At 46.5% G+C, this 23,652-nt stretch carries 22 protein-coding genes; 2 read left to right on the top strand and 20 right to left on the bottom strand.

The window, feature by feature from the left end; genetic code table 11:
• Positions 1 to 2 precede the first annotated feature (2 nt).
• The 13 genes from SPIRS_RS03830 to SPIRS_RS03770 form a co-directional block, all read right to left on the bottom strand.
• Complete coding sequence (locus SPIRS_RS03830) at positions 3 to 1,343, bottom strand: MATE family efflux transporter (protein ID WP_013253356.1); 1,341 nt, start codon at positions 1,341 to 1,343, stop codon at positions 3 to 5.
• 43 nt (positions 1,344 to 1,386) lie between these two features.
• Positions 1,387 to 2,277, bottom strand: coding sequence for an AraC family transcriptional regulator (locus SPIRS_RS03825; RefSeq protein WP_013253355.1), 891 nt, complete (start codon positions 2,275 to 2,277; stop codon positions 1,387 to 1,389).
• Positions 2,270 to 3,460 carry a Fic family protein gene (locus SPIRS_RS03820; RefSeq protein WP_013253354.1) on the bottom strand — a complete coding sequence of 397 codons (1,191 nt, stop codon included), beginning with the start codon at positions 3,458 to 3,460 and terminating at the stop codon, positions 2,270 to 2,272. The genes SPIRS_RS03825 and SPIRS_RS03820 overlap by 8 nt, the downstream gene beginning before the upstream one ends.
• A 283-nt stretch (positions 3,461 to 3,743) precedes the next feature.
• On the bottom strand, positions 3,744 to 4,697 hold the full coding sequence (locus SPIRS_RS03815) for a sugar phosphate isomerase/epimerase family protein (protein WP_013253353.1): 954 nt from the start codon (positions 4,695 to 4,697) through the stop codon (positions 3,744 to 3,746).
• A gap of 225 nt (positions 4,698 to 4,922) precedes the next feature.
• Positions 4,923 to 5,945, bottom strand: coding sequence for an inositol 2-dehydrogenase (gene iolG, locus SPIRS_RS03810; RefSeq protein ID WP_013253352.1), 1,023 nt, complete (start codon positions 5,943 to 5,945; stop codon positions 4,923 to 4,925).
• A 14-nt stretch (positions 5,946 to 5,959) separates the two neighbouring features.
• The gene (locus SPIRS_RS03805; protein ID WP_013253351.1) at positions 5,960 to 7,138 is read right to left on the bottom strand and encodes a sugar ABC transporter permease; all 1,179 of its coding nucleotides are present in this window, start codon (positions 7,136 to 7,138) and stop codon (positions 5,960 to 5,962) included.
• Between the two features lie 5 nt (positions 7,139 to 7,143).
• On the bottom strand, positions 7,144 to 8,682 hold the full coding sequence (locus SPIRS_RS03800) for a sugar ABC transporter ATP-binding protein (protein ID WP_245537694.1): 1,539 nt from the start codon (positions 8,680 to 8,682) through the stop codon (positions 7,144 to 7,146).
• Between the two features lie 97 nt (positions 8,683 to 8,779).
• Positions 8,780 to 9,883, bottom strand: coding sequence for a sugar ABC transporter substrate-binding protein (locus tag SPIRS_RS03795; RefSeq protein WP_013253349.1), 1,104 nt, complete (start codon positions 9,881 to 9,883; stop codon positions 8,780 to 8,782).
• A 53-nt stretch (positions 9,884 to 9,936) separates the two neighbouring features.
• Positions 9,937 to 10,764, bottom strand: coding sequence for a sugar phosphate isomerase/epimerase family protein (locus SPIRS_RS03790; protein WP_013253348.1), 828 nt, complete (start codon positions 10,762 to 10,764; stop codon positions 9,937 to 9,939).
• A gap of 80 nt (positions 10,765 to 10,844) precedes the next feature.
• Positions 10,845 to 11,903 (bottom strand): zinc-dependent alcohol dehydrogenase, encoded by a 1,059-nt coding sequence (locus SPIRS_RS03785; RefSeq protein WP_013253347.1) that lies wholly within the window; start codon positions 11,901 to 11,903, stop codon positions 10,845 to 10,847.
• A gap of 63 nt (positions 11,904 to 11,966) precedes the next feature.
• The gene (gene iolN, locus SPIRS_RS03780; protein ID WP_013253346.1) at positions 11,967 to 12,944 is read right to left on the bottom strand and encodes a 3-dehydro-scyllo-inosose hydrolase; all 978 of its coding nucleotides are present in this window, start codon (positions 12,942 to 12,944) and stop codon (positions 11,967 to 11,969) included.
• Positions 12,944 to 14,140: a scyllo-inosose 3-dehydrogenase gene (gene iolM, locus SPIRS_RS03775; protein ID WP_013253345.1), complete on the bottom strand. Its 1,197-nt coding sequence runs from the start codon at positions 14,138 to 14,140 to the stop codon at positions 12,944 to 12,946. Before iolM ends, iolN begins: the two co-directional genes overlap by 1 nt.
• Before the next feature lie 12 nt (positions 14,141 to 14,152).
• Positions 14,153 to 14,977: a sugar phosphate isomerase/epimerase family protein gene (locus SPIRS_RS03770; RefSeq protein WP_013253344.1), complete on the bottom strand. Its 825-nt coding sequence runs from the start codon at positions 14,975 to 14,977 to the stop codon at positions 14,153 to 14,155.
• Positions 14,978 to 15,375: 398 nt separating this feature from the next.
• Between SPIRS_RS03770 and SPIRS_RS03765 the strand changes: the two genes are divergently transcribed.
• Together SPIRS_RS03765 and SPIRS_RS03760 are read left to right on the top strand one after the other, a co-directional pair.
• Positions 15,376 to 16,044, top strand: coding sequence for a cupin domain-containing protein (locus tag SPIRS_RS03765; protein WP_013253343.1), 669 nt, complete (start codon positions 15,376 to 15,378; stop codon positions 16,042 to 16,044).
• 30 nt (positions 16,045 to 16,074) lie between these two features.
• Positions 16,075 to 16,821, top strand: a complete 747-nt coding sequence (locus tag SPIRS_RS03760) for a sulfite exporter TauE/SafE family protein (RefSeq protein WP_013253342.1) — start codon at positions 16,075 to 16,077, stop codon at positions 16,819 to 16,821.
• A gap of 20 nt (positions 16,822 to 16,841) precedes the next feature.
• On the opposite strand, the gene SPIRS_RS03755 is transcribed toward SPIRS_RS03760, so the two are convergent.
• The 7 genes from SPIRS_RS03755 to SPIRS_RS03725 are packed head-to-tail and all read right to left on the bottom strand — an operon-like array spanning position 16,842 to position 23,609.
• Positions 16,842 to 17,462, bottom strand: coding sequence for a LuxR C-terminal-related transcriptional regulator (locus tag SPIRS_RS03755; RefSeq protein WP_013253341.1), 621 nt, complete (start codon positions 17,460 to 17,462; stop codon positions 16,842 to 16,844).
• Positions 17,459 to 18,412 carry a carbohydrate kinase family protein gene (locus tag SPIRS_RS03750; protein WP_013253340.1) on the bottom strand — a complete coding sequence of 318 codons (954 nt, stop codon included), beginning with the start codon at positions 18,410 to 18,412 and terminating at the stop codon, positions 17,459 to 17,461. Before SPIRS_RS03750 ends, SPIRS_RS03755 begins: the two co-directional genes overlap by 4 nt.
• Positions 18,413 to 18,414: 2 nt before the next feature.
• The gene (locus SPIRS_RS03745; protein ID WP_013253339.1) at positions 18,415 to 19,257 is read right to left on the bottom strand and encodes a carbohydrate ABC transporter permease; all 843 of its coding nucleotides are present in this window, start codon (positions 19,255 to 19,257) and stop codon (positions 18,415 to 18,417) included.
• The gene (locus SPIRS_RS03740; protein WP_013253338.1) at positions 19,250 to 19,978 is read right to left on the bottom strand and encodes a carbohydrate ABC transporter permease; all 729 of its coding nucleotides are present in this window, start codon (positions 19,976 to 19,978) and stop codon (positions 19,250 to 19,252) included. The genes SPIRS_RS03745 and SPIRS_RS03740 overlap by 8 nt, the downstream gene beginning before the upstream one ends.
• Positions 19,979 to 19,996: 18 nt before the next feature.
• The gene (locus SPIRS_RS03735; protein ID WP_013253337.1) at positions 19,997 to 21,286 is read right to left on the bottom strand and encodes an ABC transporter substrate-binding protein; all 1,290 of its coding nucleotides are present in this window, start codon (positions 21,284 to 21,286) and stop codon (positions 19,997 to 19,999) included.
• 24 nt (positions 21,287 to 21,310) lie between these two features.
• On the bottom strand, positions 21,311 to 22,153 hold the full coding sequence (locus SPIRS_RS03730; RefSeq protein ID WP_013253336.1) for a class II fructose-bisphosphate aldolase: 843 nt from the start codon (positions 22,151 to 22,153) through the stop codon (positions 21,311 to 21,313).
• Positions 22,140 to 23,609 (bottom strand): FGGY-family carbohydrate kinase, encoded by a 1,470-nt coding sequence (locus SPIRS_RS03725; RefSeq protein WP_013253335.1) that lies wholly within the window; start codon positions 23,607 to 23,609, stop codon positions 22,140 to 22,142. Before SPIRS_RS03725 ends, SPIRS_RS03730 begins: the two co-directional genes overlap by 14 nt.
• Between the last annotated feature and the right edge of the window lie 43 nt (positions 23,610 to 23,652).

Genomic DNA, 23,652 nt, shown 5'->3' with positions numbered 1-23,652 from the left:
CATCATGTGCTACGTTTCACCACCAGTGTGCGATTGTCAAGATGCAGGAAATAGAGCGCAGCGAAAGCGACAAGAAGCTCGTTGACGGGAATGGCCAGCCATATACCAAGATCCCCCAGGAACCGGGGAAAAATCAGCACCAGAATATTGATAACCACAACGCCCCGGAGAATGGCAATAAGAGCCGAATGTCCTGCTTTTCCAAGGGCGGTAAAGAAGGCCGTGGTAATGATATTGAAGCCGTTGAGCAAGAAGGAAAACGAGACAACCAGCAAGCCGGTGCTTGCGACACTGAGGAAGCGCGGGGTATCGACATTGTACAGACGAGGCAAGAGGGAGGAAGCGGCTGCGCAGGCAACAAATGAGATTCCACCCACCATGCAGGCGGCAGACACGGCAATTCGGAAAAAACGCTTAACAGAATGGGTATCTTCCGCACCATAGGCACGTCCGACCAGCGGGGCAAGGCCCTGGATGATCCCGGTTAGGACCATCCCCTGAAGCATAATGATATAGCCGGCCACCGTATACGCGGCAACACCGTCGACACCTATGCGCCGAAGGAGCACCGCATTGAAAATGAAGGTGGTTATGGAGACGGAAAACTGCCCGATCATTTCCGAAGAACCGTTGTACAGCAACATAACGATCTCCCGCATCCGGCAACGGGGGACCACAAGACGAAACAGTGATCGTCCGGAAAGGAAGTAAAAGAGCCCGAACAAAAAGGGAAGAAGAAGGGCAATCCCGGTGGCAAGGGCGGCCCCCCGCATTCCCCAGCCGTATACCGCAATAAACAGGTAGTCGAGCAGAAAATTGAGACAGTTGCCTGCCAGAGAAAAGAAGAGGGAGAGGACCGGTTTCCCCTCCGCACGCAAAAAGATGGAAAACCCGATGTTGATGGTCATAAAGATGTAAAAGTAAAGCAGAATTCCCAGATAATCGCGACCATAAGAACGCAGGACACCATCAAGATGGAGAAAAGAGAGCAGCTCTTCAAAGAAGAGCCCGGCTGTCAAAACGACAAGAAATATCGATACCGTTCCCAGTGCAAAGGTTATCGAGAAAATTCGGCTGGCCTCCTCGAAATCACCTTTTCCAAGATTATGGGTTGCGGGAACCATCCCTCCCACATAGACCATGATGGAAATTCCCAAAAGCAGATAGAGAAAGGGAACAACGAGATTAGTGGTGGCAAGTCCCCGGCTTCCTACGAATCGTCCAATGAATAGTCCGTCGACCACGATGATAAAGGATGAGAGAAACATTCCCAGTACAGCAGGCAGGGCATAGGCAAGAAACTGTCTCACCGGATGTTTCCCAGACAAGAGTAACTGATCCATGGAATCCTCCTTTTTCGTTTCCTGAAAAAGAGGATAGGAGCTCTTACGTTTTATTACTTCTGAATTTGTGCGCAGGCCGTACAGGAACACAGAGATCAACATCAAAGTACCCCGCCTCGTCGGTGCCTGCCGAATAGTAACGCTCAAAAACAAAACCTTGTCCTACTACATATCCGTGATAGGGCATCCAGACTCCGACAAGATCGTTGAAAGCAATCAAAAGCTGTTCATGTCCCCCGCGATAGCGGTAACAGGCATGCAGGCCCCCGGGCATCGCGAGGGTACCCGGCCCATAGGCATCAGGCAGTTCAAAAGCGGGGTTATAGACACAGGAACGGGAATCGGTGATGAGGGGATCGTCGAAGGAAATCCCGATAAACGATGGAGAGGAAAGCCGGCGAAGATAGGATCCCATGCTCTCGCAAAAGCGACACCAGACCTCACCAAGGCGGGAATAGGGGCCGATAAATTTCCTGGTGACAATGCGGGTGGACGGCAGCACACGAAGAGATATCCGGGAGTCCAGGAAAGAAAGCAGGGCATCGTCGGGGGATTCCTGTCTTTTACGTATTTCATGGAGCTGCTCGGCATAGGGAACGGAAGCCCTGAAGGGCCGCTCATTCCGATAACGCATAGGAGAAAGACCGAAGTGATCGCGGAAGGCCGTGGCAAAATTCGAGGGGCTAAACCCCGCTTCCAGGGCAATATCCGTTACCGTTGCCGATGGTTCTTTCAGTAAGCGGAATGCCCCCCGTTCGAGTCGTAATCTTTTGATGCAGGCATAGAGGCTTTCACCCGTTACCTGCCTGAACATGCGATTGAAGTAATAGGGTGAAAAGCAACAGGCATCTGCAACCCTTCCCACAGAGAGCTGTTCATCGAGATGGGTATAGATGAAATCGACAGCCTGGTGAATGATAAAAGGGTCAGCCATTCAATTGTTCATCATGTTCTATGCTAAGCGCCATATGGCTCTTCAATGTTTCAAAGTAGGGCCGATATCCCTTTCCTTTTTCAAAAGATAGCAATTTTAACTTTCTAAGAAATTCGATATCACGTAAAAATGTCCTACCAGACACTTTTCTATACAGGTTTTCTATTTCTTTGTTCGGGAAGGTCGATACAGAGGGATCAAAGTATGTATCCATGGGTAAGGATAAAATCAATTCTCTCCTCCTCTTATTCATCGAGGATAAATCCTGCTTATTCTTTTTCAGATTCTTAAATACATCGAATATATGACTTTTCCATGAAACTACCAGCTGTGACTCCTGTATTTGTTCCAACACAGCAACCAGGCCATCGCGGAATCCCTGAAGTGCATAAAAGATAAATTTTGTTAGATCCTGAGTCTGCGTAGCATGTTCTATCTGACGATAATACATGGTTCTCGTTTCATTATAATGATTTGATAGTATGTGCGATGCAATATCAGGAATCCCCGCCCTCATGAGAATAAAGAATTCTACAAGCCTGGCCGTCCTTCCATTTCCATCAGAAAAGGGGTGTATCCAAGCAATATACAGGTGCGTAACTATGGCCTGAATGATTGCATCTTCGATTTTCTGGCTTTCACCAAATTGAAATTCTTTTTTTATCCACACACAAAGCTTATCAATAAGCTTTGGAACGCTCTCCGAAGATGGCGGCCGATAGTTGCCGACAATTACATTCCGCTTTCTGAAGGAGCCGGGAGTGGCATCAAAAGCCATTCCTATATTTCTACCTATCATTTCATGGAAACGCTTTAAAAGATTTGGCGTGATGTATTCAATGTGCTTATCAAACACCAATTGCCGTAAAACTGTATTCAGAGCTGTAATAACATTGCGGACTTCTTGTTTCTGATATTCTTTGGATGGCGGGACTTCCCCTCCTGATTGGATGTTCTCAATTTCTTCGTATGTAAGGGTGTTTCCTTCTATGGCAGTAGTAGCCTGTGCCCCCTTAATCAAAGCAACGGCCAATAGTTTCCTTCGATATTCAGGTAAGATAGGGGTGTTTGTTATCGAATGTATTATACCGATACTTTCACCTAATAAAAGGGCAATGTCCTTCGTGATGGTCCATCTCTCCTGAAAGCAGAGATGTTCATAATTAGTATGGTATTGGAGCATGGCAAAAAACTCCTTGTGTATTGTCTTAAGGATTATCTATTATTTTCCACATGTCAAGGAAAAAATGTCGAAGCTATCATATATTTTTGTCAATATAAATCAACATATAAATTTATATGTTATAATAATATAACTGTTATATATATGTTTATTTGTCAATAATATTGTCATAAACCACTATAGATTAACACTATCATATTGTCGTAACACACATAGGGTCTGGATAAAGAAAAACCCCTTTCTGCAAAAGAAAGGGGTGCATCCTTCACTTTCGATTTCTGCCCTACTCGAACAGATCCTCTTCACATTCCGGCATCACGGATTTCAGGAAATCGACGGCCTTTACCACTCCCGCCATTGCAGGCATGGTGAGATCTTCCTGCTCGATGCAGACGACTCCGTCGTAGCCGGACATCCGTACCACCACGAGAAACTCTTTCCACCATAAGGAATCATGACCGTAGCCAAGGGCTACATAGTTCCAGCTGCGATCGGAAAATTTGTCGATGGTTTTGGTATCCAAAACGCCATGTACAGTGGCCATACGCCGTTCGATCCGTACATCCTTTGCATGCACATGATAGATCGATGTACCTAATACCCTTGCGGCTTCGATCGGATCCCCACCCATCCAGAAAAGATGGCTAGGATCAAGATTCATGCCGACCATATCACCGACAGCATCGTGCAGCCTGAAAAAACTCTCTACGTTATACACAAGCTGGCAGCCATGGTTTTCAAGGGCAATACATTCAATACCATGATCGGCAGCACGTTTGATATTCTCCCTCCAATAGGGAATGGCAACCTCGTTCCACTGCCAGTTCAGAATCTCCGTGGTAATCGGAGGCCAGGAAGTGGTAATCCAATTCGGATTGCTGTCGCCGGGTCCTCCGGGCAGGCCCGACATCATGATGACCTTTTTTATGCCCCACGCTTCTGCAAGCTTATAGGTCTTCCGCACCACATCTTCATGCTGCTCACCCATCGCTCCCGGCGCAAGCTGATTGCCCGAACAATTCAGGGCAATGATATGCGCACCTGCCGCATGGACCTTTCCCATGTACTCATCACGCTTATCCTTACTCGAGACAAGGGCATCGAGATCAACATGAGGAGCAGAGGACCAGTTGCCCATGGGAAGTTCAAGCTTTTTCACCCCAAGGGAGGTAATGGTCTTCAGCATCTGCTCAAAGGGCTGAAAACCAAGTCCATCCGTATTAAATCCTATCTTCATCTATTTCTCCCCCGTGATATTATCTTATATCAGGGTTACACCACCGGCAATAGTGTGTGTGACAGGAACATGAAAAGCTCCCACGGGAATCAGACGAAAGGCTTTTGATATCATGTATGGCTTTTTAGAGGCTGCAAATTTTATCTGTTATAGCAAATATAGCAAATTAAATATGCTGGCTAAACCAATACCGGATTCAGCCAGCAATTCTTATATACGATTAGTTTATACCACTACTTCGCTTATTTTAACAGGACGATTTTCCTGAAGGGATTTTTTTGCTGCAATGGCAATATACACAGGCATTAAACCATCGAGGCCGGAGACTTCCGGATCCCTGTCGTTAATAATTGCATCAACAAAGCTTTGAGCCTCTGCAATAAAAGCATCATTATAACGCTCGAGAAAAAACCACGTAGGCTTCTCGCAGAACACTCCATCGGCAGTACTTATCATGGATGTATTTATCCGATCATTAAAATCCTGAACACAGCCTTTGTCACAATGAACTTCGACGCGTTGATCATAACCATATCTAGCCGCTCTACTATTTTCTATAACACCTATTGCCCCATTTTCAAACTTAAGCATTATGATAGCCGTATCTACATCATCATACTTTTTAAGACCTGGATCGATCATAATAGTACCGTAAGCTGCAACCTCAGAGACTTCGCTCCCCGATAAATAACGAGCCATATCAAAATCATGAATCGTCATATCCATGAAAATGCCACCAGATGTTGCTACATACTCTATTGGTTGCGGTTCGGGATCTCTGGAAGTAACCTTTACAATATGAGGATGACCCATCGCACCAGATGCTACGGTATCATGAACTTTTTTATGATTATGATCGAATCGGCGAACAAACCCTACTTGTAGTTTTACCCCAGAGGCCTTAACCGACGACAAAGCATGTTTTATTACACCAGCATCGGTATGAATCGGCTTTTCGCAGAAAATATGCTTACCTGCCTTTGAGGCTTCAAGAATCAGTTCGGCATGAGAAGCTGTCGAAGAACAGATAAAAACAGCATCAACATCAGAGTCCTGTATAAGCTTTACAGGGTCATCATAAATTTTCTTTATTCCAAGGCAGGACACCCAATCGCGGATCTCGTCATTCATCACAATGTCTGCAGCTGCTGTCACTTCAGCACCCCTTACCGATGCAACGAGATTATTACCGTGTAATCTTCCTATACGACCCAAGCCGATCAGTCCTATTCGCACTGTTTTTGCCATATAACGCCACTCCTTTATGCATTTCCCTTTTTTCTTGTCTGCATGTCAAACCAAACAGCAGCTACTAAAATACTGCCTTTTACGATGTATTGCCAAAATGCATCCATATTCATCATGCTCATACCATTATCAATAGAAGCCATCACCAGGGCACCGAAAATAGCGCCTGCCACCTTACCAACGCCACCGGTCATGCTTGTTCCTCCAATGACAGCAGCGGCTATTGCATCAAGCTCAAGATTCATATTGGTAACAGTTATTGTTCCAGCATTAAGACGAGCGGCGAGAATTAAACCGGCTATTGCAACCATCATCCCATGGATGGTATATACGATAAGTAAATTTTTACTTACGTTGATTCCAGAATATTTTGCGGCATCCAGATTCCCTCCAATCGCATAGATACTGCGGCCAAAGACTGTTTTTTCCGCTACAATAGTCAAAAGAAACGAAATGATAAACATAATCAAGACCGGGACAGGCATTCCTCGATAACTATTCATGATATAAACGGCTACCAAGATACCAACAGCTGTTATTCCCCAGCGAATAAGCATAGCCTGTAAAGGCTCAAACAGGGTTCCATGTTTTCGCTGACCAGAGCGCCGTTGAATTTCATTCATTAACAAAAAAAGAATTATAGCAATGCCGATAACAGTAGTTAAGGTCTTACTTATGTATGCTTGTCCGAAATAGCGTAAAGAATCCTCCAAAGGAGCAATAGTTGCACCTTTGGATATTGCCAAAACCAAACCTTTAAATACCAACTGACCACCGAGCGTCACAATAAAGGGCGCCAGCCCGGCATAGGCAATAAGAGAACCCTGTAGAACAAATACCAGCATGCCCAGCAAAAGAGAAATAATAATAGTGGGCAGCGTACCCACATTATAAAAAACCTGTAAACCTGCCGCCGTACAACCAATAAAGCCAACTACAGCACCTGCAGAAAGATCAATTCCGCCGGTAACCATTACCAGGACCATGCTGCTTCCCATGATGGCCACAATAGTCATTTGTCTCATCAAATTGGACAGATTTCGACTCGAGAGAAATGATGTACCAAGTGTTCTAAAACCATTACTGGTTAGATAAGAAAAGACAACCCATAGTATCACCAAAATGGCGACCATGGTAAAAGTACGCATGTCGATCTTTTTTTTAGAAAAATAGTGTTTCACTGAATCGTTCATATCTTTTACCTCCCTGCAACCGACGCCTGCAGCAGTTTTTCTTGTGTCGCTTCGGCAACATCAAATTCCCCAGTGATCTTTCCACCGGCCATAGTTAATATTCTGTCGCTCATTCCAAGTATTTCTTCCATTTCGGAAGAAATCATGATAACTACTACGCCTTTCTCTACCAGGTCATTCATGATTTTATAGATTTCATATTTTGCTCCGACATCGATTCCCCTGGTAGGTTCATCGAGGATAATTACTTTTGGATCACAAAATAAAGCTTTCGCGATGACAACTTTTTGCTGATTACCACCACTAAGCGTAGAAACTTTTACACTAATATTGGGAGCAACGATTCTGATGGTGTCCACATAATCTTTTGTATAAGCGACTTCTTTATCTGCATCTAAAATACCGGCTCTTGATACTTTTTTCAAAGCAGCAAGGGTAACATTTTCTTTTATATCCATTAAGAGATTAAGCCCTAATTTTTTGCGATCTTCACTAATGATTGCCAATCCATGCTTCAATGCATCTAATGGACTTTTAATTATTACGTCTTTATTGTCGATCCAGACTTCACCTTCACCTTTTTCACGAAAAGCACCGAACACGGATGTAAATAGTTCAGTACGTCCTGCACCCATAAGGCCACTTATACCAAGTATTTCTCCCCGATAAGCCTTCAAGTTTACATTATCGATCAATTTTCGCCCTGGGACATCGGGATTCTCAACAGAATAATTCTTAATTTCAAAAACCAGATCGCCTCTTTTATGAGGAACTCTCGGAAACATATTCGTCAGTTCACGACCGACCATTAATTTAATCATAGTCTCTTTATCAATATTCGATCGCTTTCTTGAATCGATGGTCTTTCCATCACGCAAGATGGTTATCTCATCGGCAATGCGCATTACTTCATCTAAACGATGAGATATATAAATACACGTCACACCTTTTGATCGCAGCCCGTCAATAATCCCGAGTAATACATCGACTTCTGATTCTGTAAGGGCAGAGGTTGGTTCATCCAGAATAAGAAGGCTAACGTCCTTCGCCAAAGCCTTTGCGATTTCCACCATTTGCTTTTGACCAATACCAAGATTCTTAACCTTTTCATCGGGACGTATAAGAATAGTATCTGTAGTGTTCATGCCAATCTGTTTAAGCAAAGATAAGGTTTCTGCATACATTGCATCAAAGTCAATAAAGCCATACCGAGTAGGCTTCTCATTGAGAAAAATATTCTCGGCAACACTCATTTCCGGAACTAAATTTAATTCCTGATGAATACAGGCAATACCGGCCCTTTCTACTTCCTTGATGCTAAAAAACTTTGCTTCATTGTCATGTATAAGCATTTTTCCGCTATAGGTATTATATGGGTACACTCCGCTGATAATCTTAATTAAAGTTGATTTCCCCGCACCATTCTCTCCAACCAGTGCATGAACGGTTCCCTCTGTCACTTTGAAATCAACCTTATCCAAAGCTTTTACGCCTGGAAATAATTTGGTGATCTTTCTCATTTCCAGTATATTTTTCTCTTGCACAGACCCTTTCCCCTTCATTCTGTATCGTCGAAAAACATACGTGCCTCCCTCAAAACAAGGAAGGCACACCTATAATCCTTTATTCTAAAAGTATTTGCTATTTTTCAGGCCACTCACTTTTTGGTAGATTCTTATAAACTTCTTCCAGAGTGTGAAATTTATCCCGCGCAATTAGAATGTCGTAAAGGTTATCCTTATCAATTGCAATAACATCTACAGAAAAGCTGTCGACCTGCTTATAGTTATTATCCAAAGTTGTCCATACTCCAAGCGAACTATCGATTGAGGATTGCGGATCCTTCCCTGTCGCAATCGCAACAGCAAGCTCCATGGCAGCACGATTCAATTTTGCAAGAGGTTTATACACAGTTCCTGTTTGCGTTCCTTCAACAATACGCTGGCAAGCAGCAAGATCTGCATCCTGGCCTGAAATTGGAACATTCAAACCCTGAGCAGCCAAAGCCTGTATGGCTCCTCCTGCTGTTCCGTCATTGGAAGCAATAACAGCCTGTATGTCGTTATTCGTCAGCGTAAGACCATTCTCAACATTCTTTAGGGCCTCGTTCGGGTCCCAGCCTCGACACCATTGTTCGAGAACGATGTTAATATCCCCCCGGTCGATATAGGGCTGTAACACACTTTTCTGACCGGCCGCTACAAGATGTGCATTGTTATCTTCCGCTGCACCCTTGAGCCAAATAAAATTTCCTTTATCGACTTTGTTGATAACAAAATTGGCCTGTGTAACACCAACCTTAAAGGAGTCAAACGTCACGTAATAATCTAAGTCGCAATTTAATGCAAACCTATCATATGAAATAACTTTAATACCAGCATCGTGAGCAGAAGTTATGATAGGAGCAACGGCAGATGCATCCAGAGATTGTAAGATAAGAACATCAATCCCTTGATTTATAAGATTTTCGCATTGGGAAACTTGTTTTTGTGCATTATTCTCGGCAGATTGAACTAATAATTCGAAGCCATGTTCTTTTGCATACGCTCTAAACATATCTATTTCACGTTGCCATCGCTCTTCCTGTGTATGCCCAACAGAGACACCAACTTTGATGTTTTTAATATCCTTTGGTCCGGAAGAAGCAGCATTGCTTTCTTTTTCCGTACAGCCAAACAACAAAAATACTGTTAATACAAATGAACAAAACATTAATAAGTTTTTCCCGTTTCCTCTCTTTTGCATATACAAAACCCTCCAACCGTTTTTTGGGAAACAGCATAAGCCATTCCCTTTTACTACAAAAATCGTTGTGCTTTTTGAGATGCTGTTCGAATAACTTTTTCCGGATCAAGTTCCCAATACTCTGGACGGAACAACTCTACCGAGCATATCTCTTCGTAACCTTTTTTATGCAGTTTATCGCTGATTTTCGCTAATGGAATAATTCCGTCACCGGGGTACAGACGATGGCAGTGATCCAACACACCCAAAGGAAGATCTTCACAATCGTTAACGTGATAAACGAAAAGTTTATCCAACGGAACGTCATCAATTGAATCAATATTGGATAGTCGGTTATAGAGAAAAAGATTTATTGAATCCAAAGCAACGCCGACGTCGGGGCGATCCACTGCATGAACAATTTCCAAGGCCTGTTCAAGGCTACGTACACACCATCGCTTATCACCAATAGGCTCAAAAGCAAGCTTTACCTTGTAAGGCTTAGCAATATCCGCAAGCTTATTTAGGACCTCAACGCTGTCGCTATATACATCGTCTTTACTTTTTTTATGCATATCGTCTCCCATTGTAGGGACAACGATAAGATAAGGATTACCTATTGCTTGTGCAATTTCGCATCCAAAGGTAAAAAGCGAAATCAATGTATCCCATTGGTCGGCAGAACAAAAATTGATATTTTCTATCGAATTGAATGCATACGGTTTAAGACGGCTGGAACGAAAAAAAGATTGCAAGTCGGCAAGAGTATTTTTTTCTAGATATTTTTTAAGCATGTCTAGTCGAAGTTCGATATACTCATATCCATACCTCTCACAAAGCACCAAGTCGTTTTCAACCGTCGACCGCTTCATGCAAGTGGCTTCATTATAACCCAGTTTCATTAGCTTTTTCCCTAATACGTGAATATTATGGGCACTTCCGCTTGGTAGATCGATGAGGAAGTGCCCCACCACAAAAAACTTTATTCGTCGAACGTCAGCATAACTTTGCGGGCGTTTGCCTTATCATGACATGCGACATCAAAGGCTTTATGGATATCCTTAAAATTGAAATGATGTGTATTCAAAGCAGCAAAATCATAATTGTCTTTAATGCGTGAAAGGAAACGAATGGTTCGGGGAAACCATTTGTCCGTCCCGCCGGAACCTGCGATCTTCAGCGTTTTCCAGATAGTTTTACCAATTTCGACAGGAACCTTGCGGCCGATGGAGTGGCCTATTAATCCAACCCGTGCACTGTGTCCCGCAATATCGAAGAGCGACGCTATGCCGTTATCGTTGCCCGATGCTTCAATAACCACAGACGGCCCACGGCCATTGGTCAAACGGAGGATCTCGTCAAGATATCCAGGCTTGGACGGATCCACCGTGTGATCCGCTCCGTACTTGAGAATCGTCTCCCGTCGAGAAGCAAGGGGATCGACTACAATGACTTGTGCGCCGGAAGTCTTACACACCATTGAAGCACACAGACCGATAGGTCCGGCACCAATAATAACGCAGTCATCCGAAGCATCGGGATCACATCCATTTCCCCACACGCCCCAGTAGCCTACATTGAAGGTCTCGACCCATGCACCAAGCTCATATGCCCAATCGTCTGGAATCACGTGGGTATAGCACTCTTCAAGGATCATGTACTCGCCCATTCCCCCGGGAGAATCGGGCCGAAATCCCACCTCGCGCATATTCAGGCAGGCAGAAGGCATTTTGCCATCTTTACAATTCGCACAGTTGAAGCAGGGAAGCACACAATCCCCGACAACCTTGTTGCCGACCTTTACACTGGTGACAGCGCTTCCTACCTCGGCAGCCTGCCCCGCCCATTCATGACCGGGGGTGTAGGGAGCTATATCGTAGCGGCCCTCTGCAGATTTCCCCTCGTAGCACTCAACATCGGATCCACAGATACCACAGGCCTTAAGCTTGATGAGGATCTCGTTTGGTTTGAGAGGCGGCAGTTCCACCTCTTCGATCCTAAGATCCTCAGGCCCATGCAGAAAAGCTATGTTGGCTTTCATTAACAACCCTCCTGAAAAGATTCTTATTTGTCTTTAGATTTTTCACTAAGCCCTTAATAGGCCTTAATAGGTAAGCGTATAGATATGCCGCCCTCCCTTTGTCGGCCCCTTGATTACGGCTTCGATATCTTCACGATTGCGCTGCGTGACCTTATCGATAGGCGGCAACTTTCCGGCCGGATATTTTGTAATGATGTCGTTTACCAGTTTTTCAAGGTAGTTAAGCGTGTGCTCGACCCCGGCACGGGCCTTCTCAGCATCCGCCATGGTCGGATCCCCAATGACCCCTTCCGGAGTACAGATACACTCCATACCGACACTGCCGAAAGCATTATACCATTTAATCGGGCCGACCCCGTTTTCTGCAGAATTATTGATATGCCCCGGAGGCAGCATGGGAGAGGGCTTGGTGACAACTGCATTCTCCTGTTTGCAGAGCTCGGGAAACAAGGCAAGGGCAAAAGACTGTTCAACCTCGTCGGCGTGGACAAAAGGAGTATTATACACACCGCCCTGATCCTTGGTCGCAAGATCGGTCAATCCCGTTTCGGGATTTCTGGCGGCATTCCAAAAGTGCACGTAAAGGACAATACCCGGTACCTGAAATTTCTTGCCGAATTTATGAATGGCAAGGGGAATAACATAATCCTGACCGTGGCCATTCACTACAATCATTTTCCGGAAACCGGTATTCCAGAATCCTGCAAACACGTAGCAAAGATAGTCGGCCAGTGTTTCCTCGGGGATCATGATCGTCCCGGGCATGCCCAGATGGTGGTAGGGATGAGAACCATACCAAATGGGCTGTGCAACGGTACAACCGGTAGCAAGAGCAACCTGCTCGCAGAGCCTGGTATCGAGGTAGGTATCTTCACCATAAGGAGCATTTGCTCCATGATTTTCCGTAGAACCTACCGGAATCAGGATTACGTCATTCTTTTCAAGACGTTCTTCCACATCTTTGTTCGTCATGTTCTGATAGTAGACACCGGTATTCTTTTCCATATGTCCACCCTTTGCCGGGATTTGCCATTTTGACATTACCTGTTACCTCCGTAATTCTTATAATTCATGCTGACTAATATTTTTCCGGAAATGCGGTCAGCAGCCTGATCAAGTCCAGTCTGAATATCTTCAAGGTGCACCCTGCCGGTTACCATTTTACGCATATCGATCCTGCCGCTTGCCATCAAAGCAATCACATCGCTATAGATTCCCTGCCCGGACTGCCCGTTGGAACCACTGATGCCACCGGCGTTAAACATGTAGGGATATAAATCGATACTTGTTTTTCCAAGAGAATGACCGATTTGAACCGTTTTCCCGCCAATGGCAAGTGCCCCAGCCATTACCGGATAGGTGGCATTCGTCGCCCCGGAACATTCGGCAAATAAGGCAATGCCTCTACCTTTAGTAAGATCCATCAGCACTTCCGACGGATTCACTCCCTCTTTTCCCAATGCGATAGGGTCATAGACATAGTCGGCCCCACACTCTTGCGCCAGCTTCCGCCTCTCTTCCGTGGTTTCAAAACAGATAAGCTTAGCAGCACCACTGGTTTTCATGAGGGAAATTGCGGCAAGGCCTATCGGTCCGGCACCAAAAACAACCACATGCCCTCCGGGACGAATGCCACCACCTCTCACAAATAAACCGTTGTAAGCAACCCCGGTAGGCTCAATCATGGCCCCCAATTCAAAGGCCGTCATGTTATCTCCATAGAATTCCACTATGTCGTTCAGGAGGTAGCAGTATTTGGCCCTGACCACTGCATACTCTGCAAAACCGCCATCAAAGGTTAGGCCGGGCTCTTCAAGGTTTTTGCATTGATTAAACATACCCATTCGGCAAGCATCACATTCGCCGCACCAATTCATGGATTCGACACTGACCAAATCACCAAGCTTCAGGCTGTGAACAGCCGAACCCAGCTCAACGACTTCGCCGGAAAATTCATGCCCGGTAATGATCGGGTACTTGCTATGCCCATCATACTTGGTGTACCCCTCTTCATCTTTAAGCAGCAGATGTGCGTCCGTCCCACAAATGCCGGCAGCCCCCACCTTGATTAAAACCTCATCGTCTTTAGGATGGGGATCGGGGCGATCGGTGACCGAACCTCGTATATTCTTCCAAACAGAATTTCCCCTTGCCGCACGCCTTGTACTCAACTCTCTTTCAGAAAGCTTGTATCCCGGCTTAGGTTCGAACTCCGCCTCAACATAAAATGCGCGCATGAATGCTCCTCCTCATATTTCCTTTTCTATGTTCTTCAGATATGCCAATGCCTTCTTTGCCGCGGTTTTTCCGTCGGGAACGGGCAGACACTCGACAGATATAAAGCCGGCATAGTTAATATCTTTTAGTGCAGACAAATACGAAGTAAAATCGAGGGTGCCGCTTCCAGGATAGAAACGGGTGTTGTCCGCCACGTGGAAATAGCCGAGGCGGGCTCCTGAAACGTGAATTGCATCAATGGGGTCCTCTTCCTCGATGTTCATATGGAATGTATCCAGGTGGACATAACAGTTGGGAATATCCCAGGCATCAAGAAACTCCACGGTTTCTTTAGCCGTAGTGAAAATATTCACCTCGTACCGATTAATGACCTCGATAAAAACCTTGACCCCCTTCTCCTCCGCCTCTTTACAGATAAGACGGAGATTCCGGGCCAGACGATCCAAATACAAGGTTCTGTCGGCCCCATCGGGGATACGCCCTTTGAGCCAGCCTATAATCAGATTGGTTTTAAGATGAGCGGCCATCTCTATGTAGGAGCGCATACCGGCCAAAGCGCTTTGGGTAACATAGGGCCTGTCGTCAATAAGACTTACATCTCCCTGGGTATTCAGGCGCCCCGTGACAACCGCGGAAATGGTAACATTGTACCGGGAGGCGGTTTCGGCGATCCTCGTATAATCAAGAAGTGCATCTTCCCGTGTATGTATTTCGATCGCCTGATATCCCAGCATCGAAGCAACCTCAAGATTCGAACAGATTCCCCCTCGTAACAAAATCGGAGCGGAATCGGGTGCAGAATCGGCACTTGACAGTGAATAACTCCAGTCACACATCGCAGCAACCTCAAACAGAATGTAATATATTAACCATACATTTAATTTATTTATTAATACTGAAATTATTGTAAGTCACAATAATTTACCTGTCAACAAATTTTTACATACATAATTCCACTTCCTATTCTGTCCATGGTTGCTGTGTAACTTGTTACAGAGAAAGGCATTACAGAATAAGAAAAATAAATATCCAAGATAATTTGCAATACGATTTCTTATGAAATAAGCTATGTAGAGGAGATTCAAGTGCTAATGCCGTTTATCTACAATAAAAATATCAACCTATAGGATATATAATAAAGTAATGATGAATATCATTATGGACACTGAATCTATTTCTTGGCATAGTTACACGTGTACTTTATTGAAACTAAATTTGCATGCAAGGGGTTATTATGGGTGATGATGTCGATGTTGCTAAAGTGAATCTGACCCTCGGATCACGAATTCGAGCTCAGAGAAATAAACATAACATGAAAATATCCGAGCTTGCCGAGCTGACAGGCCTTACATCAAGTACCATTAGCCAAGTTGAGCGGGCCTTAATCTCACCGTCGATCGCAACCTTAAAGAAGATCTGCGATGCTATGAATATCCCCATCAGCTTTCTTTTTGATGGCGTGGAAGAGAACGACAGTCAGTCCGAAGAGAATGTGGTAACGCAGGATACGACACAGGCTGATATACCCTCCCACCTTAAAATGTTTACATCGGTAAACTTGATGGGGCTCTCCCCGGTGGTCCACAAAGAAAATCGAAAGTTCCTTTCGCCGGGACCGGGTATACGTTTCTATCTGCTAAATCCGAATCTTGCCGGTCCCATTGAGTTGATCTATAACGAATATGATCCGGGAACAAGCACCGGTCCCCTGCCCTATGCGCACCCCGGTAGCGAATGCGGCTTGATTCTCTCGGGTGAACTGGTCGTGGAGATAAGGGGGGAAAGCTACAGATTGACAGAGGGGGACAGCATAACCTTCAACTCTAGCGAGCCTCACATGAAGCGAAACGAATCGGATACCATGTGTACCTGTATTTGGGCAAACACGCCCCCCTGGTTTTAAGCCCCCGACAGAGAAGCGAAGCTCAAGAACATGAACTCTACAGTTGAATTATATATTTTTGTTTTCCTTATAGAATTTGTCTGCTATTTTATCAAAGGCCTTGCCGGTTTCGGGGATCCCCTTATTTCGACCCCGCTTCTATCGATGACAATGGACAATTCGGTTATCTCACCGCTCAATCTCTGTCTCGCTACTCCGGTCAATGCATATATGTCCTGGCAAAATCGTAAGGCCTTTTCGATCCGTACCTCCCTGTTCATCATCCTGTGCATTCTCTGCGGGATTATCCCCGGTACAATGCTGCTAAAGTATGCAAGCTCCTGGCTTCTTAAGGCCTTCCTGGGCATACTTGTCATCGGTATCGGTATAGAGATGATAACGAGAGACCGGACGAAAACGATGCACCCGAATAAAGTGATCCTGGGAATCGTTTCATTTTGTTCTGGTATCACCGCTGGTCTCTATGGTATCAATCTCTTCTTTGTAGCCTACATCGAACGGACAAGCAAAAACCGTCAAGCCTTTCGCGGGAATATTTGTTTTGTCTTCCTGATTGAAAATATCTTCAGAATTGTCACGTATATCGTGAGCGGACTTCTGACAAAAAGCGTAATGATGCTGGTCCTTGCGGCACTGCCCGGCATGGCTTCCGGATTCACCTTAGGATCGGTGATTGATAAGAAGCTCAGCGAACAGGCGATACGCCGTGTCATCATTGCGATCTTTATGGCAGGAGGCTTCAGCATTTTTATAAAGGCACTTATTTTTAGAGCGTGAGGAGAAGCAGGGGAAGGATTTCAGACTTTCTGGTTCAGAAAATAGAGCAGGATTTCCTTGTCGTTGTGGAAATCCATCTTTTCCATGATTCGGGATTTGTAGGTACTCACGGTTTTGGGGCTAAGGCAGAGATTTTGCGCTATGTCACTGTTGCTGATTCCCGATGCCAGCAGCAAGAGCACCTGCAATTCCCGATCGGAAAGCCTCTCGATAGGCATATTGCCGCCGGTGCCATGGAGGCGGTCGGCCATCTTTTCCGCAATATTTCTGCTTACATAGCATCGCCGATTCAGGACCGTTTTCAGGGCATAGCCAATCTCTTCGATAGCGGAACTCATCATAAGATAACCGGTGGCACCAGCTTTGAGGGAACGCTCGGCAAAGTGTTCCTCGTTCTGCATGGTGAATACAAGAATCGGAATATCAATCTCATGGTCCCTGAGGGATTTGATGAATTCAAGCCCGCTGCAGGAACGAAAGATCAACTCCATAATGATAAGATCACACTCCCGCAGCTCATCGAAAACGTCGCCTTCACCGGTATGACAATCGATAAAGGCGACGGAAGAGAAGCTCTCAGTCAGCAGATTTGTGAGAGCATAGTTGATAAACGGCGAGTGATCTACCAGTGCTATTTTCACGGCGTTCGTTTTCCCAACTCTTCCTTGTATCGTTTAAGGGCATCATGATAGGCAGGGATTCCTGCCGTTGCACCTATCTTTCTGATGTTCTCTCCGGCAACCACCGTCGCAAAGAGGGCGCACGCCGCAAGGTCCCATCCATTCAGTAAGCCGCGAATAAATCCGGCGACATAGGAATCACCGGCTCCGGTGGTATCGACGACCTCTCCAAAATCCACAGGAGCAACAACATAACCATCGGAGCCCGCAGGCTTCACATAACTGCCATCGTTTCCTAGCTTTATTATGACATGTTTTGCACCGGCTGACTGCAAAAACCGGGCAATTTCCTCGGGACTATCCTTTTGGGCGATCTCTTTCGCCTCACCATAGCTGGGCAAAAAATAGTCGATATAGGGAAGACTCTCCCGAATTCCGCTGAACCATCTGTTGCTTCTATCCCAGGAAACGTCCACGGTGGTGAGCTTCCCCTTCCCTTTCGCATACCGGAGTATCTTCGCCACATTCTCACCATCCAAAAGCGGCAGGGTATAGAGCCCCCCGACATGGACAATTTTCGCATTATCAATGGCATCCCACTTAATATCCTCGATTCCAAGGTGATTATTGGCCCCCGGATAGAAGAGAAAGCAGCGTTCGCCGTTCTTCCTGATCAACGCCACGGAAGAGCTGGTTGAATCGCCTTCTGCAACAACCAGCCCCGAGCTATCGATGCCGCAGGATTTGATCCTGCCTATGAGCAGTTCGCCGAAGATATCGGTACCGATTTTTCCGTTGAAAGCCACGTCGACATCCAATTTCGAAAGGGCAACCGCGACATTGAAGCTGTCTCCCCCGGTATTCAACTGAATTGTTTCAACCTCCTGCGTATCGACCCGAAAATCGACCGCTTCCACGGGACGGACAAGTATATCCGTAATGATCTGCCCGATGCTTACTACTTCACTCATGCTTATTCCTTTACAGATCCTGCCAACATTCCTTCAAGTAAATATTTCTGTAAGAACAGCATGATGATCACAGCCGGAACAAGACTGATGATACCGCCTGCCGTCAACAGACCCATGTCCAATGCGAACTGGCCACTAAGAGCCGCCAGGCCGACAGGCAGCGTCCAGGTATCCTGAGTCTGCATGAAGACCACCGTAAACAGATATTCATTCCACGATGAAAGAAAACAGTAGGTTCCTACCGATACCAGTCCGGGCAAGGCAACGGGAAGAAAGATTTTTATGTATGAGGTGATAAAGGAACAACCGTCGATCATCGCGGATTCTTCTATCGTTGGAGTGATTTTATCGAAATAGTTTTTCAACGCCCAGGTACAGAACGGGATTGTTATTGTCAGGTAGCATATCTCCAGCCCGGTAAAGGTTCCTAAAAGCCCGATCCGTTTTACCATCAGGAAAAGGGGGATAAGGACCAACACCGCGGGAAACATCTGGGAGACCAGCAAATAGCGGAGAAAAAAATCCTTTCCCTTGAAGGTATAACGGGAAAGAGAGTAGGCTGCCATGGAAGCTATCGCAAGGGTGACGACGGTATTATAGAGCGACATGATCAGACTGTTTTTTATAAAGGTGCCGAATTGTATCTTTTCCCATATCTTCACGTAGTTTCCGAAATCGAAAGTCTTTGGAAACAGGGTAATCGGGGTCTGGAACATCTCGGACCGGGTCTTGATCGAGGTTAAAAAAAGCCAGATCACAGGGGTAAGGATAAAGAGCAGGGCCAGGACCACCAACAGGTTCACACCCACTGAAGAGAAGAAGCGTTTCATTTTGGTACTACTCATCAGCTCCTCCCCTTTTTTTGAGAAACAACATCATGATACCAAGAAGTACAACAAGGAAGAGGCACATAAGAACACAAACGGCTGTCGCATAGCTTATCTTCATGTCGACAAAAGCAAGCTGCCACACATAAAGGGGAAGGGTCAGGGTATGATGGGCAGGCCCTCCCTTTGTCAGGACAAGAATGATATCGATGAAATTGAAGGCTCCGATAAAGCCGTAGAGACTGAGGGTCAGGATCAAGGGCTTGAGCAACGGTATGGTGATATTGCGAAACGAGGTAAAGCTCCCTGCACCGTCTATCATTGCCGCCTCGTAGAGTTCGTTCGGAATGGTCTGCAGGCCGCCGAAGAGCATCACCATGAAAAAGGGAGCCCCCCGCCAGACATTCACCAACACAACGGAGATGAGCACAAACTGCGTGCTTGCCAGCCAGGGGATGGGGGCGCTAATAATATGCATACGTAAAAGCATTTGATTTATCAGCCCGACCGAGCCGTGATACAACCATTTCCACATGATGGCCGCAAGGGCCCCCGGAAGCATCCAGGGAACGAGTAGCGTACGGTGTTGACGATCGGAATAAGAATGCTTGTCAGCATTATCAGAACTATAGGCAGCAAAAAGAGCCTGTAATTCGTTTCGTAGTAATTGTGTTTGCCATTCATAATCATTTCGGTAAAGCCGCTCTCCCGCCGAAAGAAACGACGGGAGAGTCGGCATACATCATAGCCTCTCCTGCTATTCGTTCAGGGCTGCGGTCATTGCACTCTGAAGCTGCGCAAGGCATGCCTCCGCTGTAATCTCTCCAAGAAGTGCACTCTGAAAAATCGGCGGAGCAACCGAGCGTTCTATAGAAACCCATTCCGGTATTTGCGGCGGAGGAGTGACATTGTCTGCGTCCGCGGCCTGGAGGCTCTCTACAAACACCTTGATAACGGGATCCTGTTTCGCAAGCTCTTGTGCCTTTTGGGTAACGGGAAGGCCATTGCCCATATCGACCGCCCAGATCTTCTGGGCCTCATCCGAGACCAGATACTTTGCAAAAAGCAATGCCTCGTTCGGATGCTCCGTGGTATTGAAAATTCCAACGGGACAGCCGCCGATGTGACAGGCGTTCTTCTCCCGTTTCGGTTCGAGAGCAACACCCCAATTGACCGAAGAATCATACATGTTCCCAAGGTTCCAGGGGCCGTTAAACATCATGGCCACCTTCCCGGAAAGGAAGTACTGCTCTTCGCCCACATAGTCTACCGAAGGGGTATCGGGTGGAACAACCTTGTATCTTTGAAAGAGATCAAGATAAAAGTTGAGCCCTTCAAGATTCTTCTTGCTGTCTACGATAACGTTCCGGTTGGAATCGACCCATTCCCCGTCCCCTGCGGCAAGCATAAACTCCCTGATGGGAATGGTAAGGGAGACATCACCCCGTGTCACGAATCCCCATTGGTCGACGACACCGTCGCCGTCGGTATCCTTCGTCAGTTTTTTCGCATCGGCAAGAAACTCTTCCCAGTTTTTCGGAGGCGCGGCATTGCCGTCGGCATCAACGATTCCGGCTTCGATGAAAAGATCCTTGTTGTAGAACATGACATTGGAACCGGCGAACCAAGGAATTGCATAGAATTCGCCATTGTACTTGGCCTGGGAAACGCTGACTCCGCATATGTCGTTGAGCCTGTCCCAACTTTTCAGTTCGTCGTCAAGGTTCAGGAGAATCCCCTTCTCTCCGTAGTCCGCGGCTCCGGTCTGATTGAGCTGCGAAAGATCGGGAAGTGTTCCGGCCGCTATGGCCGTCATGGTCTTCTGTTCCACACTGTCCCATGGAGTCAGAACGACATTCACCTTGATTCCCGGATGCTGCTGTTCGAACGACTCGACGATCAGATCCATTGCCTCGACATTCGACGGACGAGTATCTCGCATCCAGAATTCGAGCTCGACGACACCATCACGTTCCTGCTTCCCACCTGCAATCACAAAAGAGATGCACAGGAGGGCAAACATCGCCATCAGACAAAGTCTTTTCATACCCTTACTCCTTCTTTTTATCTGCTATCTTTGCCAAGAGAGCAGACTGATTTTATGATCAAGGACCTTGGCCACTGCCTCTTTTCCCGCGGAAAAGATTTCGACAGGAGCAACAAAGTCTTTTGTTTTCGTCGTTTCCTTTATTGACTGCTGAAATGCATTCATGAGATCAAAGCCGATATTGAGTTTACTGATGCCAAGGCGAGCCATTCGCTTTACATCTTCATCGGGAACCTTCGATCCGCCATGGACAACAATTGGTTTCGAAGCCAGGGACAAAATCTTCTCCAGCCGCTCGAAATCGATCACCGGCGTCTCGGAATAGACCCCGTGGGCTGTGCCGATCGCAACGGCCAGGGCATCAACGCCTGTCTTTTCGAGAAAGTCGGAAACCATGGCAGGGTCCGTCATATGCGACGAAATCTCATCTTTGCCCTCGGTTCCCAAAACGATCTGCCCCAGCTCGGCCTCAACGGTAGCGCCTTTCGCATGCGCATATTCGACAATCTCTCGTGTCAGTTCGATATTTTTCTCGTAGGGATGAGCCGAGAAATCGGCCATGACCGATGAAAATCCGGCATCGATACAGCCTTTCAACAGTTCGGTTTCACAGCCGTGATCAAGCTGCAGGGCAATAGGAACCGATGCGTTCTCCGCACCGGCCTTCGTCATGGCAACCGCATAGTGCTTCGTAAGATGGTCGAGGTCGTTCTCCCAGTAAATCTGCACCACGGCGCCGACTCCGTTTTTTTCCGCACAATCGATGACCGCCTGGATCATCTCCATGTTGACGACATTGAAGGCTCCGGCTGCATAGCCGTGTTCCTTGCCGTGGCGAAGAACCTCGTTCAAGTTAGTGTATGGCATCCTTTCTCCTCTTGTTCAGCTTTTCAGCCTGTTTGTAATATTTCTGATATCGCTGGCGATAGTATTCTTCATACTCTTTCTGGGGATGAACCTTGACAAAGCTGGGCTGGATGGTCGCTTTTATCTCTTCCCAGTCCCGGTATATTCCCGTACCGAGAAAGGCAATCTTTCCCACCCCGATGAGGGTGGCCACATTCTCCACATCAATGAGTATGGCGTGATTCAGCGTGTCCGCCTTTAGCTGGGTAAAAACATCGTTTCTGGTCATTCCTCCTGTCATGAAGATTGAATAGTGCTGTACCGAATATTCTTTACAGTAGAGTTCCAGTATCTGCCTGAAATTGAAGGATATTCCCTCGTAGATGCTGTAGGTGATCTCTTCGGGAGTGGAGCGGGGGGTTAAGTCGAACCAGATTCTCTTTTCCAGGTAGTTGTTATTTACGAAGGTGTTCGGGATATATATCGGTGATTCCAGGTTTCGGTGCGCAATAAAGTCCTTGATGCTGTACTGATCGGTGATCCAGTTCACCAATCGCCCGACGCTCCCGAAATGGCCGAGGGTGATATACTTGTGATCCAAAAAGCCCGGATAGCAGGAGAAGCGGTTGCTCTCCTTGATGTTCGGCGGTATGAACCGCTCATCCGTAACGCTGATAAGCCCCTCACCGATTCCCGTCGAATCGATAATCTGATTCTTGTTGTCGATCCCCATGGCTGCGGCAATACAGCTCCGATCGTGCCCTCCCAGGACAACGGCCACCGTACCGTCCAGATGCAAAGCTTCTTTGATCTCGCTTTTCATATTTCCGATTACCGTCCCGGGCATACAGGGTTCGGAAAGCTGATCGGTCCTCAGCTCGGTATAGGAGAGGAGCGGCGCCGACCACTGGTAATCGGTGATATCGAAAAGCATGGTTCTGGAGGCTATGGTGTAATCGGTAAAGAAGGCGCCGACGAGCTTATAGTTTATATAATCCGCGATACATACCCATTTGTGCATGGATGTGAAAATTTCTTTCTGATGTTCCCTGAGCCACAGGATTTTATGGATCGAAAACATCGAATCAAGGGGCATACCCGTAATCCGAAAAAGCTCTTCACTACCGATATCACCGGCAAGCCTCTTCGCCTGTTCCCTGGCCCTGCGGTCCATCCAGCTGATTGCGGTGGACAAAGGGGTGCCATCCTGTGCAACGGGGAAGCCGACCTCTCCCATGCTCGACACGGAGATCGCCGCGATATCGCTTTTGTGTTTTGATTCAAGTTTACGAAGAGAATCCCGTATACAGGAAAGGGTGAGCCCCCAGATTTGATTGGGATCATATTCGACAACACCGCTGCTGCCGCGTATGAGCGGTATCTCCATGTCCGCGGCAGCCACGAGCTCCCCCTCTTCAAGCAGGACTCCGGTACTTATGTGCGAACTTCCGATATCAACACAGATAATATTTCTCATGCATACCTCACCAACGTCATCGATGGTAAAGCATCTATGAGAT

This window comes from Sediminispirochaeta smaragdinae DSM 11293, assembly GCF_000143985.1.
Lineage (GTDB): Bacteria > Spirochaetota > Spirochaetia > DSM-16054 > Sediminispirochaetaceae > Sediminispirochaeta > Sediminispirochaeta smaragdinae.
Note: the sequence above shows the minus strand (reverse complement) of the source record. Positions and strands in the feature narration are given on the sequence as shown.

Bases quoted from the DNA above. Each gene is read 5' to 3' on its own strand.
- SPIRS_RS03790 (WP_013253348.1), bottom strand. From the start codon at position 10,764: ATGAAACTGGGTTATAATGAAGCCACTTGCATGAAGCGGTCGACGGTT.
- iolM (WP_013253345.1), bottom strand. From the start codon at position 14,140: ATGCGCGCATTTTATGTTGAGGCGGAGTTCGAACCTAAGCCGGGATAC.
- SPIRS_RS03785 (WP_013253347.1), bottom strand. From the start codon at position 11,903: ATGAAAGCCAACATAGCTTTTCTGCATGGGCCTGAGGATCTTAGGATC.
- SPIRS_RS03805 (WP_013253351.1), bottom strand. From the start codon at position 7,138: ATGAACGATTCAGTGAAACACTATTTTTCTAAAAAAAAGATCGACATG.
- SPIRS_RS03730 (WP_013253336.1), bottom strand. From the start codon at position 22,153: ATGCCATACACTAACTTGAACGAGGTTCTTCGCCACGGCAAGGAACAC.
- SPIRS_RS03725 (WP_013253335.1), bottom strand. From the start codon at position 23,609: ATGAGAAATATTATCTGTGTTGATATCGGAAGTTCGCACATAAGTACC.
- SPIRS_RS03815 (WP_013253353.1), bottom strand. From the start codon at position 4,697: ATGAAGATAGGATTTAATACGGATGGACTTGGTTTTCAGCCCTTTGAG.
- SPIRS_RS03745 (WP_013253339.1), bottom strand. From the start codon at position 19,257: ATGAGTAGTACCAAAATGAAACGCTTCTTCTCTTCAGTGGGTGTGAAC.
- SPIRS_RS03825 (WP_013253355.1), bottom strand. From the start codon at position 2,277: ATGGCTGACCCTTTTATCATTCACCAGGCTGTCGATTTCATCTATACC.
- SPIRS_RS03740 (WP_013253338.1), bottom strand. From the start codon at position 19,978: ATGCCGACTCTCCCGTCGTTTCTTTCGGCGGGAGAGCGGCTTTACCGA.
- SPIRS_RS03735 (WP_013253337.1), bottom strand. From the start codon at position 21,286: ATGAAAAGACTTTGTCTGATGGCGATGTTTGCCCTCCTGTGCATCTCT.
- SPIRS_RS03750 (WP_013253340.1), bottom strand. From the start codon at position 18,412: ATGAGTGAAGTAGTAAGCATCGGGCAGATCATTACGGATATACTTGTC.
- SPIRS_RS03820 (WP_013253354.1), bottom strand. From the start codon at position 3,460: ATGCTCCAATACCATACTAATTATGAACATCTCTGCTTTCAGGAGAGA.
- iolG (WP_013253352.1), bottom strand. From the start codon at position 5,945: ATGGCAAAAACAGTGCGAATAGGACTGATCGGCTTGGGTCGTATAGGA.
- SPIRS_RS03760 (WP_013253342.1), top strand. From the start codon at position 16,075: ATGAACTCTACAGTTGAATTATATATTTTTGTTTTCCTTATAGAATTT.
- SPIRS_RS03770 (WP_013253344.1), bottom strand. From the start codon at position 14,977: ATGTGTGACTGGAGTTATTCACTGTCAAGTGCCGATTCTGCACCCGAT.
- SPIRS_RS03830 (WP_013253356.1), bottom strand. From the start codon at position 1,343: ATGGATCAGTTACTCTTGTCTGGGAAACATCCGGTGAGACAGTTTCTT.
- SPIRS_RS03765 (WP_013253343.1), top strand. From the start codon at position 15,376: ATGGGTGATGATGTCGATGTTGCTAAAGTGAATCTGACCCTCGGATCA.
- iolN (WP_013253346.1), bottom strand. From the start codon at position 12,944: ATGTCAAAATGGCAAATCCCGGCAAAGGGTGGACATATGGAAAAGAAT.
- SPIRS_RS03795 (WP_013253349.1), bottom strand. From the start codon at position 9,883: ATGCAAAAGAGAGGAAACGGGAAAAACTTATTAATGTTTTGTTCATTT.